This window comes from Aeromonas sp. SE22, assembly GCF_038739755.1.
GTDB classification, from domain to species: Bacteria; Pseudomonadota; Gammaproteobacteria; order Enterobacterales; family Aeromonadaceae; genus Aeromonas; species Aeromonas jandaei.
Window position 1 is genome coordinate 98,942 of the sequence record NZ_JBCGFD010000005.1, and the last position, 17,436, is coordinate 116,377.

Consider the following 17,436-nt stretch of genomic DNA (forward strand, 5'->3'; position numbering starts at 1 on the left):
AAAAGCTCGACAGGTAGTGAAAAGGCTCGCCAATGGCGAGCCTTTTTTGTATCCGGGATACGGTCACAGGTTACTGGCTGACGCGTATCACCGAGTTGTCACGACCATAGGGGCTGGGTACGTAGGCATCGGCTTGCCAGTCATTCTCGTAAAGGGTCTCTCCCTCCGGAGTGATGAACTGGTAGCAATACTCGAAACTCTCCGGCCCGTCGGTCGGCAGGTTTAGGGTGGCCTTGAACTCACCGTTCTTCATGCGCTTCAGTTCGACCGGTTGCCACTGGGTGAACTCGCCGATCAGCATCACCTGCTGCGCGCCTGCTGCGGCCTCTTTCTCGACGGCGAAGGTCACCTTCACCTCTGGTTTGGACTTGAGAAACTGCTTGGTAAGTGGCATGACGCCTCCTTGTCTGTGAGTTAAAAATGGCTCCTGCCTATTTTTATACCACCTTATGACAAAGATGTTGATAAAGCAGATCAAACTGGCAGGGCAAAATAGCGTTGCAGCAGGCTGTGGGTGAAATCGATCTTGAGATAAAAGCCGCGGGGCAGGGTCATAATGGGTTGACCATCTCGACCGATGGCGCGAGTCAGCGCCTTGTTGTTGGCGGCCTTGGGGCGCAGCTGCATCACCTGGCCGTGGCGTGCGCTGATCTGCTCCACCTCTCCCAGCACTATCATGTCCATCAGCTCTTCCCAGTCCTGGCGCAGCAGCTGATCTTCCTCCTCGCTGGGGCTCCACATCAGCGGCATCCCCACCCGCCGCTCGCCAACCGGGATCTCGCGGCTGCCTTCCACCGGGATCCAGAGCACTCGTGACAGCTTGTTGCGCACGTTGGACTCCTCCCAGCGCTGACCGCTGACACCGATCAGCGGCGCGACGCAGACAAAGGTGGTTTCCAGCGGTCGGCCCTGAGGATCGACCGGGATCGTCTTGAGCTCGATCCCGAGATCCGGAAAGTCCTGCTCCGGCTTGCTGCCAGCACTGGCCCCCAGCTGCAGCTCGATCAACTGGCCCACCCACCCTTTGTCCCGGCGCAGATCTCTGGGTACCGCCACACCTGCTTCGGCGGCCAGCTGCGCCAGCGTGAAGCCTGCCATGGCGTAGGCACGGCTCAGCAACTCCTGTTCGGATTGGGGATTGTTTGGCATGTTTGGCTCCATATTGCTCGACCTATTCTAACAGGGCAGGATCCCGGGAGGATCGCTGTTTTTATAACCGATCCTGAGTAGATAAGGGTAAATGGGGATAATTCGGCTATGTAGGTCTTATGATTATGATTTTAAAGAAATTTGTCTTTTTTATCGAGCAAGGATATTCAGCCGATCCGGGTCCGAAATAGTTGTCCAAGGGTTTGAGGAGGATGTTACACACAGTTATCCACAGAAATCTTGGATAAGTGGCATAAAGTGGGAGGAGTATCTGATATGTTACAAAAAATTGTGAATCCGACCCCATTTTCATCGAGGAAACAGGGCAGATATTGTGCCACTCCTGTGGATAATTTGGCCTTGGTGGATCTTTGAACAGTAGAACTTGTTCACAATCGTCGTCGCGGATCCTGCGTGAGCAAAACCATGGATCCAGATCCAGTTGCTTGCATTTAACTGTATGTATAATAAATAAAAATTAGTTTTAACTCTGATCTGCGAGGTGATAGTCTGTTCTTCACTTACAGTTAAAAAGTACTGTATATACCAGCTTGCTCACAGGCTTATGCACAGTCTGGGTGGGCAACTTGGTAGAGCAGATCTTCCCGTTTGTTTATAAGTATGTGTGAAATTGAAAGTTATTCATGAACGCCGGGAGTCACTCCTTGTTTGCTGCCACGAAGTGAATGTGGAACAATCTCTTTATAGATTCAGCCTTTATAAGGTGATCACGTGATTGATGGCGACGGATTTCGTCCCAATGTCGGTATCGTGATCTGTAACCGTGAAGGACAGGTGTTGTGGGCTAAACGCTATGGGCAGCACTCCTGGCAGTTTCCGCAGGGGGGAGTTGATGATGGTGAAACGCCGGAACAGGCCATGTATCGCGAGCTGTATGAGGAGATAGGCCTCAAGCCCGAAGATGTGACCATCATGGCCACCAGTCGTAACTGGCTTAAATACCGTTTACCCAAACGTCTTGTCCGCTGGGACAGTTCACCGGTCTGTATTGGCCAAAAACAAAAATGGTTCCTGTTGCAGCTCAATTCGGGCCGAGAGTCGCGGATCCAGTTCGGTTGTCATGGTCATCCCGAATTTGACGACTGGCGCTGGGTCAGCTTCTGGTACCCGGTACGCCAGGTCGTCTCGTTCAAGCGGGAGGTTTACCGCCGGGTTATGAAGGAGTTTGCTCCGCTGGCGATGCCGGCGCCGGCAGTGCAGCAGGTCAACAAGAAGGATGGGCGGCGCAACCGCGCTCGCTAAGGAGCACAGATTAGTTGTTAACGGAACTGAGACGTATCGTCGAGAGCATGGCCGGGGCCAACACCCTGGAACAGGCCTTGCAGGCACTGGTGAGCCAGACCCGGCACGCCATGGTGGTGGACTGCTGCTCTGTCTACGTTTCGGAACCCGAGATGCGCCGCTACCGGCTGGCGGCGACCGATGGTCTTGCCCCTTCGGCAGTCGGCAAGGTCACTCTGCCCTTCGAGCAGGGTATCGTCGGTCTGGTCGGCCAGCGGGAAGAGCTGATCAACCTGGCCGATGCACCTGCGCACCCCAGCTTTAAATTCCTGCCCGATGTCGCCGAAGAGGCGTTCCGCTCATTTCTGGGCGCCCCCATCATGCACCAGCGTCAGGTGGTCGGCATTCTGGTGGTGCAGCAAAAAGAGAGCCGCCGTTTCGATGAGGGGGAAGAGTCCTTCATGGTCACGTTGGCGGCCCAGCTGGCAGCGCATATCGCTCAGGCACAGGCCAAGGGATGGTTGCAGAAGACCGACTGGAGCAAGCCGCTGCGCGGTATTGCCGGTGCCAGCGGTATTGCTATGGCCAAGGCCTGGGTGTGGCGGCCGCGCAAGGCGCTCTCTTCCATCACTCCGCGCAAGGATGAGGATCATGCCGGCCAGCTGGAACGGCTGGAGTTGGCGGTAGAAGAGGTTCGTCACGATCTGGAGAGCCTGGCGCTGCGCTTTCGCGAGAGTTACAGCGAAGATTCTGTCGCCATCTTCGACATCTATCTCCATTTGCTCGCCGATCCCGGCTATATCAAGCCGATCCGCAACAAGGTGAGCAAGGAGCACTGGACCGCGGTCTCCGCCGTCAAGCTGGTCAGCGATCGCCTCATCGAGCAGTTCAAGGGGATGAAGGATCCCTACCTGCAGGAGCGATCCACCGATGTGAAGGATATCGCCCAGCGCCTCATCAGTCGCCTGGTGCAGAACGAGCCGGAACATATTTCCATCGGTGAGCCCGTGGTGCTGGTCGCCGATGAGGTGACTGCCACCATTCTGGCGGAAGTCCCCCGCGAATACCTGACCGGGGTGGTCTCGCTCAAGGGGGGCACCAACTCCCACGCCGCCATCTTGGCCCGCGCCATGGGGGTGGCTGCCATCATGGGGGTGGATCTGCCGCTCGGTGATATCGGTGGCCGCATGCTGGTTGTCGATGGCTATAGCGGTGATCTCTTCATCGAACCCAATCAGGTGATCCTGACCGAGTATCGCCAGTTGCTGAGCGAAGAGCGGGCACTCGACAGTCTGGTGCGCAGCGTCGACAACCAGCCTTCGGAGACGGCGGACGGTACCAAGGTCTCCCTGCTGCTTAACGCAGGGCTCAGCGCCGATACCGAGATCTCTCTCAATCATCTGGCGGACGGGGTGGGCCTCTATCGCACCGAGATCCCCTTCATGCTGCAGGACAGCTTCCCCTCCGAGTGGGAGCAGACTGCCCGCTATCGCGGCATTCTCGAGACCTATCGCAACCGCCCGGTCTGCATGCGGACGCTGGATGTGGGCGGTGACAAGCAGCTGCCCTATTTCCCCATCGTCGAGGAAAATCCCTTCCTTGGCTGGCGGGGGATCCGGCTCACCCTGGATCACCCCGAACTGTTTCTGGTGCAGCTCAAGGCGATGTTGCGGGCCAGCGAAGGGCTCGACAATCTGGCCATCATGCTGCCGATGATCAGCAGTGTCAGTGAAATCAAGGCGTCCCGCCGTCTGCTGGATCAGGCGTGGCGCGAAGTATCGGAAGAGGCTGCCAGCCGCAATGCCGAGATCCGTTATCCCAGCCTCGGGGTGATGATCGAGGTGCCTTCCGCTCTCTACATCCTGCCGGAGATGGCGCCGCTCATCGACTTCTGGTCGGTGGGCAGCAACGATCTGACCCAGTACCTGCTGGCGGTGGATCGCAACAATTCCCGCGTCGCCAACATCTACGATGCGTTCCATCCTGCGGTGATCCGCGCGTTGCAACTGCTGGTCGATGCCTCTAACCGCTATCAGAAGCCGGTCTCGGTCTGTGGCGAGCTGGCTGGCGATCCGGTCGGTGTGCTGCTGTTGCTGGCCATGGGCTATCGCCGCTTCAGTATGAACACCCACAACATCGCCCGGATCAAGTACGTGCTGCGTCAATCGACCCTGAGCGAGCTGACCGAGCTGCTGGCCGATGGCCTCAAGCACGACAATCCCCACGTGCTGCGCGGTCTGTTTGCCCGCTATCTGGAAGAGCATGGTTTGGGGGGCTTGCTGCGCGCGGGTCACAAACCGAAAATCGGTTGATTGATAAACATGCCTTGTCCCTGCTGGCGAATGATCGGAAAATGCGGCTTTTCTTATGACTGGGGCCGCTTATGCAGCACGATGGATATTGGGTTTTCTCGCAGATTGATCCCGTAGCATTCAGTTTGGGACCACTATCGGTACGCTGGTATGGTCTCATGTACCTGTTCGGTTTTGCGTTTGCCATGTGGCTGGCTGGCCGTCGCGCCGATGCGCCGAACAGCGGCTGGACACGCAACGAGGTCTCTGACCTGCTCTTCTACGGCTTCCTCGGGGTGATCCTCGGTGGCCGTGTCGGTTACGTACTTTTCTACAACTTCGATCTCTTCCTCGCGGATCCGACCTACCTGTTCAAGATCTGGACCGGCGGCATGTCGTTCCACGGCGGTCTGATCGGGGTCATCACTGCCATGATCTGGTTTGCCCACAAGACCAAGCGCCACTTCTTCACCGTGGCCGACTTTGTGGCACCGCTCATTCCGTTTGGCCTCGGCGTCGGCCGTATCGGCAACTTCCTCAACGGCGAGTTGTGGGGCCGGATCACCGATGTGCCCTGGGCCATCATCTTCCCGGAGGCCGGCCCCGAGCCGCGTCATCCCTCCCAGCTCTACCAGTTCGCGCTGGAAGGGGTGGTGCTGTTCATCATCCTCAACCTGTTCTGGCGCAAGAACCCGCCGCGCGGTGCCATCTCCGGCATGTTCCTGCTGTTCTACGGCCTGTTCCGCTTCCTGGTGGAGTTTCTCCGCCAGCCAGACAGCCAGCTGGGCCTCTATTTCAACGAGATCAGCATGGGCCAGATCCTCTCCACCCCGATGATCTTCATCGGTGCCCTGATGATTTGGGTTGCCTACAAGCGCCCGCAGCTGTTCGGTAACGCCGTGAAGGAGGCAAAGCAATGAGAGCCTATCTCGACCTGATGCAGAAGATCCTGGACGAGGGGACCGTCAAGTCCGATCGCACCGGCACCGGTACCGTCTCTCTGTTTGGTCATCAGATGCGCTTCAATCTGGCGGAGGGTTTTCCGCTGGTGACAACCAAGAAGTGCCACCTGCGCTCCATCATTCACGAGCTGCTCTGGTTCCTCAACGGCGACACCAACACCGCCTATCTGAAAGAGAACGGCGTCAGCATATGGGATGAGTGGGCCGACGAGAATGGCGATCTGGGGCCGGTTTATGGCGCCCAGTGGCGCTCCTGGCCGACCGCCGACGGTGGCGTGGTGGATCAGATCCAGAAAGCGGTGGATGACATCAAGCACAACCCGGATTCGCGCCGCATCATCGTCTCCGCCTGGAACGTGGGCGAGCTGGACAAGATGGCGCTGGCTCCCTGCCATGCCTTCTTCCAGTTCTACGTGGCGGACGGCAAGCTCTCCTGCCAGCTCTACCAGCGTAGCTGTGACGTGTTCCTCGGCTTGCCGTTCAACATTGCCAGCTATGCTTTGCTGACCCATATGATGGCCCAGCAGTGTGGTCTGGAAGTGGGCGACTTTGTCTGGACCGGCGGCGATGTGCACCTCTACTCCAACCACATGGAGCAGACTGCACTGCAGCTCACTCGTGAGCCGCGTCCGCTGCCGACCCTGGTGATCAAGCGCAAGCCGGACTCGATCTTCGATTACAAGTTCGAGGATTTCGAGATAGAGGGTTACGACCCCCATCCCGGCATCAAGGCGCCCGTCGCCATCTGATTGTAAGGCGCCCCAAGGCGCCTTTTTTATGCTTAAAAACAGTTAGATATTCATTTTTATGATTGAAAATCGAGAACTGGTTACACCGCTATAAAAGATGCCTTTGGCGGAGCTGTTTTGGTTTTACTTCGGTTTTTTCGTTGTATTGAGCAGTAAGAAACGATTTTCCAAGAGTTGTTATCGGTTATAGACTCAACGTAAAGTAATTTTGTGGATATTTTAACCATGAGCGACGTAATCAAAAAGTTCCTGAAGCTGGAGGCCGCCTCCGGAATTATTCTGATCATGGCGGCCATGCTGGCAATGATATTGGCCAATTCCGGCCTCTCTGGCAGCTACCAGGCCTTCCTCGATACGCCGGTGCAGGTACGCATTGCAGCACTGGATATCAACAAGCCATTGCTGCTCTGGATCAACGATGGCTTCATGGCGATCTTCTTCCTGCTGGTCGGGCTCGAAGTGAAGCGCGAGATGCTGGAAGGGGCGCTCTCTTCCCGGGTGCAGGCGACCTTTCCGGCCATCGCTGCGGTGGGCGGTATGCTGGCTCCAGCCCTGATCTACGCCTTCTTCAACTACTCGGATGAAGTGGCGCGCGCTGGTTGGGCGATTCCTGCCGCGACCGATATTGCCTTTGCTCTCGGGGTGATGGCGCTGCTCGGCAAGCGGGTGCCGGTGAGCCTCAAGGTATTCCTGCTGGCGCTGGCCATCATGGATGATCTGGGTGTCATCATCATCATCGCGCTGTTCTACACCCAGCAACTGTCGCTGGCGGCATTGACGGTCGGTATTCTGGCGACCCTGACGCTTTTCTGGATGAACCGCCGCGGCGAGGATCGGATCAGCCTCTACATGCTGGTCGGTCTGGTGCTCTGGGTGGCTGTGCTGAAATCCGGTGTCCATGCGACCCTGGCTGGCGTGGTGGTTGGTTTCATGATCCCGCTTAACGGCAAGCGCTATGCCTCGCCGCTCAAGCATCTGGAGCATGCCCTGCACCCCTGGAGTGCCTACCTGATCCTGCCGCTGTTTGCCTTTGCCAATGCGGGGGTATCGCTGGAGGGGATCGGTCTCTCATCCCTGCTGAGCCCGGTGCCCATGGGCATTATGTTGGGGCTGTTTATCGGCAAGCCGCTCGGGGTATTCACCATCAGCTGGCTGTCGGTCAAGCTGGGTGTGGCGCAGTTGCCACCGGGAGTCAACTTCAAGCAGATCTTTGCGGTCAGCATCCTCTGTGGCATTGGTTTCACCATGTCGATGTTTATCGCATCGCTGGCATTCGAGCATGGTGGGCTGGATTACGGCAGCTACTCTCGCCTCGGTATTCTGGTGGGCTCCACCTTGGCGGCGGTAGTCGGTTATCTGGCCTTGCGATTGGCTCTTCCCAAGTGTGACGGGGATCAGAGTGCGGAGGGACTATGAAAAAACAGGCATGGCTGGCAGTAATGTTGCTAAGCCCGCTGGCATGGGCGGGCGGGTTTGAAGATTGCAGGCAGGATGCCGCTTCGGCAAGCTGCTCTGCCTATCTCAACGGTGTGGTGGATAGCGCCGTGCTGCTGGGGGACAAGCAGGCCAAGGCCCGCTTTGGCGAGACCTTCTCCGAGCGGGCGCTGAGCAGCCGGGCAGGGGAGATGGTCAAGCGTTCCAACAAGCGCTACTGCGGTGAGCGCCAGCCCGACAAGGCGCGGCTCAAGGCCGACCTGATGGCGCAGTTCGGCGCGAACAAGGTTGACTCGGTCAGCGACATGTATGACATTCTGGCGGTTGAACTCAGCTGCTACCGGAGCCCGCGTCAGGCGGGAATCCCATCGGATGTCACACCTTAACTACAACCATCTCTACTATTTCTGGATGACGCAGAAGAAGGGCTCTGTCACTCAGGCGGCAGAAGCCCTTTTTTTGACCCCGCAGACGGTGACCGGCCAGATCAAGCTGCTGGAGCAGCGTTTGGGCGGCAAGTTGCTCAAGCGCAAGGGGCGCACCCTTGAGGCCACCGAGCTGGGCCAGCTGGTGTTTCGCTACGCCGACAAGATGTTCAGCCTCTCCTACGAGATGCTCGATATCGTCAACTACCGCAAGGAGAGCCAGATCCTGTTCGATGTCGGCATCGCCGATGCCCTCTCCAAGCGCCTTGCCAGTCGCGTGCTGCTCTCAGTCATCCCCAACGATGGCTCCATCCACCTGCGTTGCTTCGAATCAACCCACGAACTGCTGCTGGAGCAGCTGAGCGAGCACAAGCTAGACATGATCCTCTCCGACTGTCCGGTGGATTCGAGCCAGCATGCGGGCTTGCTCTCCAAGCGGCTTGGTGGCTGTGGTGTCAGCTTCTTCTGTAAGGCGCCGCTGCCATCGCTCCCTTTTCCGGCCTGTCTTGAAGAGCGCAAGCTGCTAATCCCGGGACGCCGTACCGCCATGGGACGCCAGCTTACCCAGTGGTTTGAACAGCAGGGGGTCTCTCCCAGCATTCTCGGCGAGTTTGACGATGCGGCACTGATGAAGGCGTTTGGCTTCTTCAATCAGGGTATCTTTATGGCCCCCACCATCTATCGGGAGGAGATCCTCGAGGGGGAGGGGGTGATGTTGCTGGGCGAGACCCAGGATCTGATGGAGGAGTACTACGTCATCTTCGCCGAGCGGATGATCCAGCATCCGGCGGTAAAACGGGTGTGCGAGAGTGATTTCACCTTCCTCTTTGCCGGGGAGGAGAACTTCTCCGCCATCCAGCCAGCGTCCCTGTCGTTTTAAAACGGCGCGCCACCACGTATCATCGGCGATGAGTGGCAGAGGAGAGATGTGATGCAACTTGAAGAGATGGAAGCCAGTGCGGGTCAGGCGGTTGCCCTGCTCAAGGCGCTGGCCAACGAGCGGCGGCTCTTTATCCTGTGCCATCTGCTGGAGCGGGAGCTGTCGGTGGGGGAGCTCAACGAGCGGTTGGGATTGAGCCAGTCTGCGTTGTCACAGCATCTGGCATTGCTGCGGCGCGATGAGCTGGTCAACACGCGAAAAGAGGCCCAGACGGTCTACTATTCGCTGCGCAGCCACGAGGTGCGCGAGATGATCTCCTTGCTGCATCGGCTTTACTGCAGCGCAGATAAATAAAAAACCGGCACTAGGCCGGTTTTTTCAGCTTTTATCAGCAGAAGCTGATTAAGCCATAGCTTTGATCTGGGCAGACAGGCGGCTCTTGTGACGAGCAGCTTTGTTCTTGTGGATCAGGCCTTTGGTCGCCATACGATCCATGATCGGCTGAGCAACAGCGAAAGCGGCAGTCGCGGCAGCTTTGTCGCCAGAGGCGATAGCAGCGATGACTTTCTTCAGGTAGGTACGGGTCATGGAACGACGGCTGGCGTTGTGCTGACGGCGTTTCTCTGACTGAAGAGCGCGCTTCTTAGCAGATTTGATGTTAGCCAAGGTAAAACTCCTAAAACTGTCTTAGCGAGTGTATTGAAAAGGCCCGGAAATATGCCTTCCCAACCACATATTGTCAAATGATTTGTGCAAATAAACACCGCCCCCCGGTGGTGTGTCAGATGGGAGACGGTTAAACTGTCGGCCGATTCTAGCAGCATTCTTTTCATTCTGACAGTTCCAGAGGCCTCGTCTTGAGTAAGAAATTGATCAAATCCGGAATTATTGTGTCCGGAATGACGTTGGCATCCCGTGTGATGGGCTTGGTGCGCGATGTGGTCATCGCCAATCTGCTCGGTGCCGGGGTTGCCGCAGACGTCTTCTTCTTTGCCAATCGCATTCCCAACTTCCTGCGTCGTCTGTTTGCAGAAGGTGCCTTCAACCAGGCCTTTGTCCCCGTGATGACCGAGTACCGGAAAAAGGGCGATGAGAGTGAAGTGCGTGAACTGCTGGCTGCGGTGGCGGGGACTCTCGGGGGGATAGTGACCGTGGTCACCCTGCTCGGGGTGCTGGGCTCCGGCGTGCTGACCGCCCTGTTTGGCTGGGGCTGGTTCTGGGACTGGCTCCATGGCGGGCCGGCCGCCGAGAAGTTCGAGATGGCGAGCCTGATGCTCAAAATCACCTTCCCCTACCTCTGGTTCATCACTTTTACCGCCATGGCGGGGGCCATTCTCAATACTTTCGGTCGCTTCGGGGTCTCCTCTTTCACCCCGATCTTCCTCAACATCACCATGATCGCCGCCGCCTGGTGGATCTCGCCCTGGCTGGACGATCCCGAGCTGGCGCTGGCCATCGGTGTATTCCTCGGTGGTCTGGTGCAGTTCCTGTTCCAGTTCCCGTTCCTGCGCCAGATCAACATGCTGGTGTGGCCCAAGTGGGGTTGGCACCATCCGGGGGTCGTGAAGATCCGAACCCTGATGATCCCGGCGCTGTTCGGGGTATCGGTCAGCCAGATCAACCTGTTGGTCAACACCATGCTTGCCTCGTTTCTGGCGACCGGTGCCATCAGCTACCTCTACTACTCGGATCGCTTGCTGGAGTTCCCGCTCGGCATGTTCGGCGTCGCCATCAGTACCGTCATTCTGCCGGCATTGGCCAAGAAGCACGTGGATGCCGACCCGGCCGACTTCTCCCGCACCATGGACTGGGGTGTTCGGATGGTGATGCTGCTCGGTTTGCCCGCCATGGTGGGGATTGCCGTGCTGCGTGAGCCGATCTTGCGGGTATTGTTCATGCGCGGCGAGTTCGGCTTGCATGAGGTGACCATGTCGAGCGCCAGCCTGCTGGCATCCACCTCCGGTTTGCTGTCGCTGATGCTGATCAAGGTACTGGCGCCCGGTTATTACGCCCGTCAGGACACCAAAACGCCGGTGAGGATCGGGATGATCTCTATGGCCGCCAACATGGTCTGCAACCTCCTCTTCATCTATCCGCTCGGTTACGTAGGGCTGGCGCTCTCGACCGCCTGTTCGGGCACGCTGAACGCAGCCCTGCTGTTCAAGGGACTCCATCAGCAGAGCGTCTACCGGCCTTCCCGCCATACCGGGATCTTTTGCCTCAAGTTGCTGACGGCGAGCCTGCTGATGGGGGGCGTACTCCTCTACCTGTCGCCAGATCTGACCCAATGGGGAGCATGGAGCATGGGCAAGGCGAGCCTGCAGCTGACCATGTTGCTGGTGCTGGGCGGTGCCATCTATGCCGGAGTCCTGCTGGCACTGGGGATCCGGCCAAAAGATCTGAGAGCGGGTCGCGATGATTGACCCGTGTCCGAGGCTTGAAGGCGCCAAGTGAGTTGGTATTTCGGCCCCGAGAGCTGAAATCGGGGCCGCAACAGGGCTGACCCTGATGGCCGCCTGATATATAATCCGGCGATTTCGACAGCAGCAACGCACAAGGCAGCGATGGAGCTTATTCGCGGTATTCACAATCTCAAGCCCCGTCACCGGGGATGTGTATTGACCATTGGCAACTTTGATGGGGTTCATCAGGGTCACCATGCGGTACTGGCACGTCTCAGGGAGAAAGCGGCCCAGCTGGGATTGCCCGCCTGCGTCATGCTGTTCGAGCCGCAGCCGCTGGAGCTGTTTGCCGGTAGCGAGGCGCCGGCACGCCTGAGCCGCTTGCGCGAGAAGTATGAAGCGCTCAAGGGGTTGCAGATCGACCGCATGCTCTGCGTACGCTTCAGCCACCGCTTTGCCAGTCAGGCGGCTGCTACCTTCATCGAGCAGCTGCTGGTCGAGAAGCTTGGCGTGCGCTATCTGGTGGTCGGCGACGATTTTCGCTTCGGCAAGGGGCGGGAAGGGGACTTCCACCTGCTGGAGGCGGCGGGCCAGCGCTTCGGTTTCGAGGTGATCAGCACCCAGAGCTTCCAGCTATCCCGTCAGCGGGTCAGCAGCACGTTGGTGCGCGAGGCGCTCAAGGCGGGCCGCATGGCGGAGGTTGAGCTGATGCTCGGCCGTCCTTATGCCATCAGCGGCCGGGTGGCCCACGGCGACAAGCTGGGGCGCACCATAGGTTTTCCCACCGCCAATCTGGCCCTCAAGCGTCAGGTAATCCCGGTCGGTGGCGTGTTTGCGGTGGAAGTGATATGTTCCGGCAAGACCTTCCCCGGTGTAGCCAATGTGGGTGTACGGCCGACCTTGAGCGGTACACAAGCCAGATTGGAAGTACATCTGTTTGATTTTTCTGGTGACCTTTACGGTCAACAGGTCAAGGTGCTGCTTCGCCACAAGCTGCGCGAAGAGCAGAAATTTGACTCTTTCTCTGCCTTGAAAGAGCAGATCGAACGAGATGCCCTGGCGGCCCGAGCCTGGTTCGGGCTGCCGCAATTTCATTTACCCAGCACTCTTTTAGAAAAGAAGGGAACCCAGGACTGATGAGCGACTATAAACACACCCTGAATCTTCCGGAAACCGAGTTTCCGATGCGTGGCGATCTGGCCAAGCGCGAACCCAACATGCTGAAACGTTGGTACGATCAGGATCTCTACGGCGCTATTCGCCGCGCCAAAGCGGGCAAGCCTTCTTTCATTCTGCACGATGGCCCCCCCTATGCGAACGGCAACATTCACATCGGTCACTCGGTCAACAAGATCCTCAAAGACATCATCATCAAGTCCAAGGGCCTCTCTGGCTTCGATTCCCCCTATGTGCCGGGTTGGGATTGCCACGGTCTGCCTATCGAACTGAAAGTAGAAGGCATGGTCGGCAAGCCGGGTGAGAAGGTTTCCGCTGCCGAATTCCGCGCCGAGTGCCGCAAATACGCCAAGACCCAGATCGAAGCGCAGAAGACCGACTTCATCCGTCTGGGCGTGCTGGGTGACTGGGAACACCCCTACCTGACCATGGATTTTGGCACCGAAGCCAACATCATCCGTTCCATGGCCAAGATTGTTGAAAACGGCCACCTGCACAAAGGTTCCAAGCCGGTGCACTGGTGTACCGATTGCGGCTCCGCGCTGGCTGAAGCCGAGGTTGAGTACTACGACAAGAACTCCCCCTCCATCGACGTGCGCTTCAAGGCCGTCGACGAAGCGGCCGTTGCCGCAAAGTTTGACTGCGCCGAAGGACACACCGGCAAAGGCACCCTCTCTGCCGTGATCTGGACCACTACCCCGTGGACCCTGCCGGCCAACCGCGCCATCGCCATGCACGCCGATCTGGACTACGCACTGGTTCAGGTTGAAGGGGAGAACCCCGAGCGTCTGATCCTGGCCGCCGAGCTGGTCAAGGACGTGATGGATCGCGCCGGTATCGAGCACTACCACAACCTGGGCTACGCCAAGGGTGCGGCTCTTGAGCTGCTGCGCTTCAACCACCCCTTCTACAGCTTCGATGTGCCGGTGGTACTGGGTGATCACGTCACTCTGGATGCCGGTACCGGTGCCGTTCACACCGCTCCTGGCCACGGTCAGGAAGACTTTGTGGTCGGTCAGAAGTACGGTCTGGAAGTGGCCAACCCGGTTGGCAGCAACGGCGTCTATCTGCCGGATACCGAACTGTTTGCCGGCCAGCACGTATTCAAGGCCAACGCAGCGGTTGTCGAGGTGTTGACCGAGCGTGGCGCCCTGCTGCACCACAAGGTGTTCAACCACTCCTATCCGCACTGCTGGCGTCACAAGACCCCGATCATCTTCCGTGCCACCCCGCAGTGGTTCATCAGCATGGAGCAGAAGGGTCTGCGCAAGCGCGCGCTGGAAGAGATCGAGCGTATCGAGAAGGACGGCATTGCCCAGCACGGTCAGAGCGGCTGGGTGCCGGCCTGGGGTAAAAACCGCATTCAGGCGATGGTCGAGAACCGTCCGGACTGGTGTATCTCCCGTCAGCGTACCTGGGGTGTGCCCATCTCCCTGTTCGTTCACAAGGAGACTCAGGCACTGCATCCGGAATCTGTCCGCCTGATGGAAGAGGTGGCCAAGCGGGTCGAGCAGTCCGGTATCCAGGCCTGGTGGGATCTGGACAAGGCCGAGCTGCTGGGCGCCGATGCCGACAACTACGAGAAAGTGCCTGACACCCTCGACGTCTGGTTTGACTCCGGTTCTACCCACGCCTCCGTGGTCGATGCCCGTCCCGAGTTCAACGGCAAGCCGGCCGACATGTATCTGGAAGGTTCTGACCAGCACCGTGGCTGGTTCATGTCCTCCCTGATGATCGGCGTGGCGATGAAAGACAAGGCTCCCTACAACCAGGTGCTGACTCACGGCTTCACCGTGGATGGTCAGGGTCGCAAGATGTCCAAGTCCATCGGCAACGTGGTGAGCCCGCAAGACGTAATGAACAAGCTGGGTGCCGACATCCTGCGTCTGTGGGTAGCGAGCACTGACTACACCGGCGAGATGACCGTCTCCGACGAGATCCTCAAGCGCTCTGCCGATGCTTATCGTCGTATTCGCAACACTGCCCGCTTCCTGCTGGCCAACCTGAACGGCTTCAATCCGGCGACCGATATGGTGGCGCCTGCCGACATGGTAGTGGTGGATCGCTGGGCCGTGGGCCGCGCCAAAGCGGTACAGGCCGAGCTCGTGGCTGCGTTCGACGAGTATAACTTCCACGGCGTAACCCAGAAGCTGATGCAGTTCTGCTCCATCGAGATGGGCTCCTTCTATCTGGATGTCATCAAGGACCGTCAGTACACCGCCAAGGCTGATAGCCTGGCCCGTCGCTCCTGCCAGACCGCCCTCTATCACATCGCCGAGGCCATGGTGCGCTGGATGGCGCCGATCATGAGCTTCACCGCCGACGAGATCTGGGCTTTGCTGCCGGGCGAGCGTGGCGAGTTCGTGTTCACCGAGGAGTGGTACGATGGCCTGTTCGGCTTGGAAGCGGGCGAAGTGCTGAACGACGAGTTCTGGGCCGAGATCCTCACCGTGCGCGGTGAAGTGAACAAGGCGCTGGAAGTGGCTCGTGGCGAGAAGCGCATCGGCGGCTCCCTGCAGGCCGAGCTGACCCTGTTCGCCAAGCCGGAGTTGGCTGCGCGTCTGAACGCGCTGGCCGATGAGCTGCGCTTCGTGCTGCTCACCTCCAAGGCCAAGGTAGTCAGCGTCGATGCCGCACCGGCAGATGCCGTGGCGACCGAGCGCGATGACCTGTGGCTGAGCGTGGCCCAGTCTGCCGCCGCCAAGTGCGACCGCTGCTGGCACCACGTAGAAGATGTGGGCACCATCGCGGGTCACGAAGAGATCTGTGGCCGCTGCGTTACCAACGTCGAGGGTGACGGCGAAACGCGTCAATTTGCCTGATGAACATGACTCAACATAAAAGCGGCCTGCGTTGGCTGTGGCTGGCGGTGCTGGCCTTTGTTCTGGACCAGGCGAGCAAGCTCGCCGTGGTCAAGTTGCTGCCATTTGGTTACCCGGGGGTGGAGATCACCCCCTTCTTCAACCTGGTTCACGTCTACAACAAGGGGGCCGCATTCAGCTTCCTGGCTGATCAGGGGGGCTGGCAGCGCTGGTTCTTTGCCCTGCTCGCTTTTGCCATCTGTGGATTGCTGACCCACTGGTTGCGCAAGCAGTCGGTGACCCAGTACTGGAGCGGCATCGCCTACTCCTTCATCATCGGTGGCGCCCTCGGTAACGTCTTTGATCGACTGGTGCTGGGCCATGTGGTCGATTTCCTCGATTTCTACTGGGGTACCGCTCACTGGCCTGCGTTCAACCTAGCCGACAGCTTCATCTTCATCGGTGCCGCCATGATCGTGCTGGATGGTTTCCGTGGCGAGAAAAAGGAGCAGGCATGAGCCAGCAGATCACCGCTGACAGCAGCGTGCTGTTTCACTTCACCATCAAGCTGGAAGATGACTCGGTGGCCGACAGCACTGCGCGGCACGGTAAACCGGCCCGTCTGCGGATGGGCGATGGCAGTCTGACGCCAAGCTTCGAGCAGTGTCTGCTGGGGCTGCGCGAAGGGGAGAGCAAGAGCTTTACGCTGGCGCCGGAGGAGGCCTTTGGCCTCTCCAACCCCGACAACATCTACCATCTGGATCGCGCCAAGTTTGGCGCCGATGTGGAGCCCAAGGTCGGCACCATCATCCTGTTCGACCAGCCCAACGGCAGCGAGCTGCCGGGGATCATCCGGGCGGTGGAAGGGATGTCGGTCACGGTCGATTTCAACCACCCCCTGGCCGGTCACACCGTCACCTTCGAGGTGGAGATCCTGGGGGTTGATGACGAGGAGAAGGTTCACTGATGGATATTCTGCTGGCTAACCCCCGTGGCTTCTGCGCCGGTGTCGACCGTGCCATCAGCATCGTCGAGAGTGCGCTGGAGAAGTTCGGTGCCCCCATCTATGTCCGTCACGAAGTGGTACACAACCGTTACGTGGTGAACAAGCTGAAAGAGGCGGGCGCCGTCTTCGTCGAAGAGCTGGACGAGGTACCGGACGACAGCATCGTTATCTTCTCCGCCCACGGTGTCTCCAAGGCGGTGCGCGAGATGGCCAAGTCCCGCGCCCTCAAGGTATTCGATGCAACCTGTCCGCTGGTGACCAAGGTTCACATGGAAGTCCATCGCGCCAGCCGCAAGGGCTCAGAAGCCGTGCTTATCGGTCATGCCGGCCACCCCGAGGTGATCGGCACCATGGGTCAGTACGAGAACCGTGAGGGTGGCATGTATCTGGTGGAGACGCCGGAAGATGTGGCCAAACTCAAGGTGAAGAACCCGGATGACCTCTGCTTCGTCACCCAGACCACCCTGAGCGTGGATGAGACCTCGGACGTGATCGATGCGCTGCGCAAGCACTTCCCCAACATTCAGGGGCCGCGCAAGGATGACATCTGCTACGCCACCCAGAACCGTCAGGATGCGGTGCGGGAAATGGCGGGGCTGGTGGAAGCCATGCTGGTGGTGGGGTCACGTAACTCCTCCAACTCCAACCGTCTGCGGGAGCTGGCCGAGAAGGTGGGGGCCAAGGCTTACCTCATCGACGACGCCTCCATGATCGAGGCCGGCTGGCTGGCAGGGGTCAAGGCTATTGGCGTGACTGCCGGAGCCTCCGCCCCCGAGGTGCTGGTGCAATCCGTCATTACTCGCCTGCGCGAGCTGGGTGGCAAGGTGGTTGCCGAGCACCCTGGTCGTGAAGAGAACGTAGTGTTTGAAGTGCCGCCGGAACTTAGAATCATCTGAGTGACGCCAGCAAGGCTTAAGAA

The 17,436-nt window shown here is 58.8% G+C and carries 17 protein-coding genes; 14 read left to right on the forward strand and 3 right to left on the reverse strand.

Translation table 11 applies throughout. The features are described 5' to 3' along the window. Window positions 1–70: 70 nt before the first annotated feature. Both AAHA39_RS11000 and mutH read right to left on the reverse strand, forming a co-directional pair. Entirely contained in the window at window positions 71–394 is a 324-nt protein-coding gene (locus AAHA39_RS11000; protein WP_320655976.1) for an isoamylase early set domain-containing protein, read from the reverse strand. 80 nt (window positions 395–474) lie between these two features. Beyond that, the gene (gene mutH / locus AAHA39_RS11005) at window positions 475–1,149 is read right to left on the reverse strand and encodes a DNA mismatch repair endonuclease MutH (protein ID WP_071913566.1); all 675 of its coding nucleotides are present in this window, start codon (window positions 1,147–1,149) and stop codon (window positions 475–477) included. A 732-nt stretch (window positions 1,150–1,881) separates the two neighbouring features. Here mutH and rppH point away from each other — a divergent pair. The 8 genes from rppH to AAHA39_RS11045 all read left to right on the forward strand — a co-directional run bounded on the left by rppH (window position 1,882) and on the right by AAHA39_RS11045 (window position 9,486). Further along, entirely contained in the window at window positions 1,882–2,412 is a 531-nt protein-coding gene (gene rppH, locus AAHA39_RS11010) for an RNA pyrophosphohydrolase (RefSeq protein WP_033114066.1), read from the forward strand. Window positions 2,413–2,426: 14 nt separating this feature from the next. Further along, the gene (gene ptsP, locus AAHA39_RS11015) at window positions 2,427–4,703 is read left to right on the forward strand and encodes a phosphoenolpyruvate--protein phosphotransferase (RefSeq protein ID WP_071913567.1); all 2,277 of its coding nucleotides are present in this window, start codon (window positions 2,427–2,429) and stop codon (window positions 4,701–4,703) included. A gap of 71 nt (window positions 4,704–4,774) precedes the next feature. Continuing rightward, window positions 4,775–5,602: a prolipoprotein diacylglyceryl transferase gene (lgt, locus tag AAHA39_RS11020; RefSeq protein ID WP_320655977.1), complete on the forward strand. Its 828-nt coding sequence runs from the start codon at window positions 4,775–4,777 to the stop codon at window positions 5,600–5,602. Then, the gene (thyA, locus tag AAHA39_RS11025) at window positions 5,599–6,393 is read left to right on the forward strand and encodes a thymidylate synthase (RefSeq protein ID WP_033114069.1); all 795 of its coding nucleotides are present in this window, start codon (window positions 5,599–5,601) and stop codon (window positions 6,391–6,393) included. The genes lgt and thyA overlap by 4 nt, the downstream gene beginning before the upstream one ends. A gap of 225 nt (window positions 6,394–6,618) precedes the next feature. After that, the gene (nhaA, locus tag AAHA39_RS11030) at window positions 6,619–7,809 is read left to right on the forward strand and encodes a Na+/H+ antiporter NhaA (protein WP_108572341.1); all 1,191 of its coding nucleotides are present in this window, start codon (window positions 6,619–6,621) and stop codon (window positions 7,807–7,809) included. Next, window positions 7,806–8,213 (forward strand): hypothetical protein, encoded by a 408-nt coding sequence (locus AAHA39_RS11035; protein ID WP_156853906.1) that lies wholly within the window; start codon window positions 7,806–7,808, stop codon window positions 8,211–8,213. The genes nhaA and AAHA39_RS11035 overlap by 4 nt, the downstream gene beginning before the upstream one ends. After that, window positions 8,200–9,132, forward strand: coding sequence for a transcriptional activator NhaR (nhaR, locus tag AAHA39_RS11040; RefSeq protein WP_042030739.1), 933 nt, complete (start codon window positions 8,200–8,202; stop codon window positions 9,130–9,132). The genes AAHA39_RS11035 and nhaR overlap by 14 nt, the downstream gene beginning before the upstream one ends. A 51-nt stretch (window positions 9,133–9,183) precedes the next feature. Then, on the forward strand, window positions 9,184–9,486 hold the full coding sequence (locus AAHA39_RS11045; protein ID WP_042030738.1) for an ArsR/SmtB family transcription factor: 303 nt from the start codon (window positions 9,184–9,186) through the stop codon (window positions 9,484–9,486). 48 nt (window positions 9,487–9,534) lie between these two features. Here AAHA39_RS11045 and rpsT read toward each other — a convergent pair whose 3' ends face one another. Then, complete coding sequence (gene rpsT, locus AAHA39_RS11050) at window positions 9,535–9,798, reverse strand: 30S ribosomal protein S20 (RefSeq protein ID WP_005308808.1); 264 nt, start codon at window positions 9,796–9,798, stop codon at window positions 9,535–9,537. 191 nt (window positions 9,799–9,989) lie between these two features. Between rpsT and murJ the strand changes: the two genes are divergently transcribed. From murJ to ispH, 6 genes are all read left to right on the forward strand, one after another. Beyond that, window positions 9,990–11,555 (forward strand): murein biosynthesis integral membrane protein MurJ, encoded by a 1,566-nt coding sequence (gene murJ, locus AAHA39_RS11055; RefSeq protein WP_182927159.1) that lies wholly within the window; start codon window positions 9,990–9,992, stop codon window positions 11,553–11,555. 141 nt (window positions 11,556–11,696) lie between these two features. Then, window positions 11,697–12,671: a bifunctional riboflavin kinase/FAD synthetase gene (gene ribF, locus AAHA39_RS11060; RefSeq protein WP_033114075.1), complete on the forward strand. Its 975-nt coding sequence runs from the start codon at window positions 11,697–11,699 to the stop codon at window positions 12,669–12,671. Continuing rightward, window positions 12,671–15,532: an isoleucine--tRNA ligase gene (ileS, locus tag AAHA39_RS11065; RefSeq protein WP_320655978.1), complete on the forward strand. Its 2,862-nt coding sequence runs from the start codon at window positions 12,671–12,673 to the stop codon at window positions 15,530–15,532. Before ribF ends, ileS begins: the two co-directional genes overlap by 1 nt. Continuing rightward, window positions 15,532–16,029, forward strand: coding sequence for a signal peptidase II (lspA, locus tag AAHA39_RS11070; protein WP_182927160.1), 498 nt, complete (start codon window positions 15,532–15,534; stop codon window positions 16,027–16,029). The genes ileS and lspA overlap by 1 nt, the downstream gene beginning before the upstream one ends. After that, complete coding sequence (gene fkpB / locus AAHA39_RS11075; RefSeq protein WP_320655979.1) at window positions 16,026–16,478, forward strand: FKBP-type peptidyl-prolyl cis-trans isomerase; 453 nt, start codon at window positions 16,026–16,028, stop codon at window positions 16,476–16,478. Before lspA ends, fkpB begins: the two co-directional genes overlap by 4 nt. Further along, window positions 16,478–17,413, forward strand: a complete 936-nt coding sequence (gene ispH, locus AAHA39_RS11080) for a 4-hydroxy-3-methylbut-2-enyl diphosphate reductase (protein WP_320655980.1) — start codon at window positions 16,478–16,480, stop codon at window positions 17,411–17,413. The genes fkpB and ispH overlap by 1 nt, the downstream gene beginning before the upstream one ends. The last annotated feature ends 23 nt before the right edge of the window (window positions 17,414–17,436 follow it).

Bases quoted from the DNA above. Each gene is read 5' to 3' on its own strand.
- AAHA39_RS11000 (WP_320655976.1), bottom strand. From the start codon at position 394: ATGCCACTTACCAAGCAGTTTCTCAAGTCCAAACCAGAGGTGAAGGTG.
- mutH (WP_071913566.1), bottom strand. From the start codon at position 1,149: ATGCCAAACAATCCCCAATCCGAACAGGAGTTGCTGAGCCGTGCCTAC.
- lgt (WP_320655977.1), top strand. From the start codon at position 4,775: ATGCAGCACGATGGATATTGGGTTTTCTCGCAGATTGATCCCGTAGCA.
- thyA (WP_033114069.1), top strand. From the start codon at position 5,599: ATGAGAGCCTATCTCGACCTGATGCAGAAGATCCTGGACGAGGGGACC.
- nhaA (WP_108572341.1), top strand. From the start codon at position 6,619: ATGAGCGACGTAATCAAAAAGTTCCTGAAGCTGGAGGCCGCCTCCGGA.
- AAHA39_RS11035 (WP_156853906.1), top strand. From the start codon at position 7,806: ATGAAAAAACAGGCATGGCTGGCAGTAATGTTGCTAAGCCCGCTGGCA.
- nhaR (WP_042030739.1), top strand. From the start codon at position 8,200: ATGTCACACCTTAACTACAACCATCTCTACTATTTCTGGATGACGCAG.
- AAHA39_RS11045 (WP_042030738.1), top strand. From the start codon at position 9,184: ATGCAACTTGAAGAGATGGAAGCCAGTGCGGGTCAGGCGGTTGCCCTG.
- ribF (WP_033114075.1), top strand. From the start codon at position 11,697: ATGGAGCTTATTCGCGGTATTCACAATCTCAAGCCCCGTCACCGGGGA.
- ileS (WP_320655978.1), top strand. From the start codon at position 12,671: ATGAGCGACTATAAACACACCCTGAATCTTCCGGAAACCGAGTTTCCG.
- lspA (WP_182927160.1), top strand. From the start codon at position 15,532: ATGAACATGACTCAACATAAAAGCGGCCTGCGTTGGCTGTGGCTGGCG.
- fkpB (WP_320655979.1), top strand. From the start codon at position 16,026: ATGAGCCAGCAGATCACCGCTGACAGCAGCGTGCTGTTTCACTTCACC.
- ispH (WP_320655980.1), top strand. From the start codon at position 16,478: ATGGATATTCTGCTGGCTAACCCCCGTGGCTTCTGCGCCGGTGTCGAC.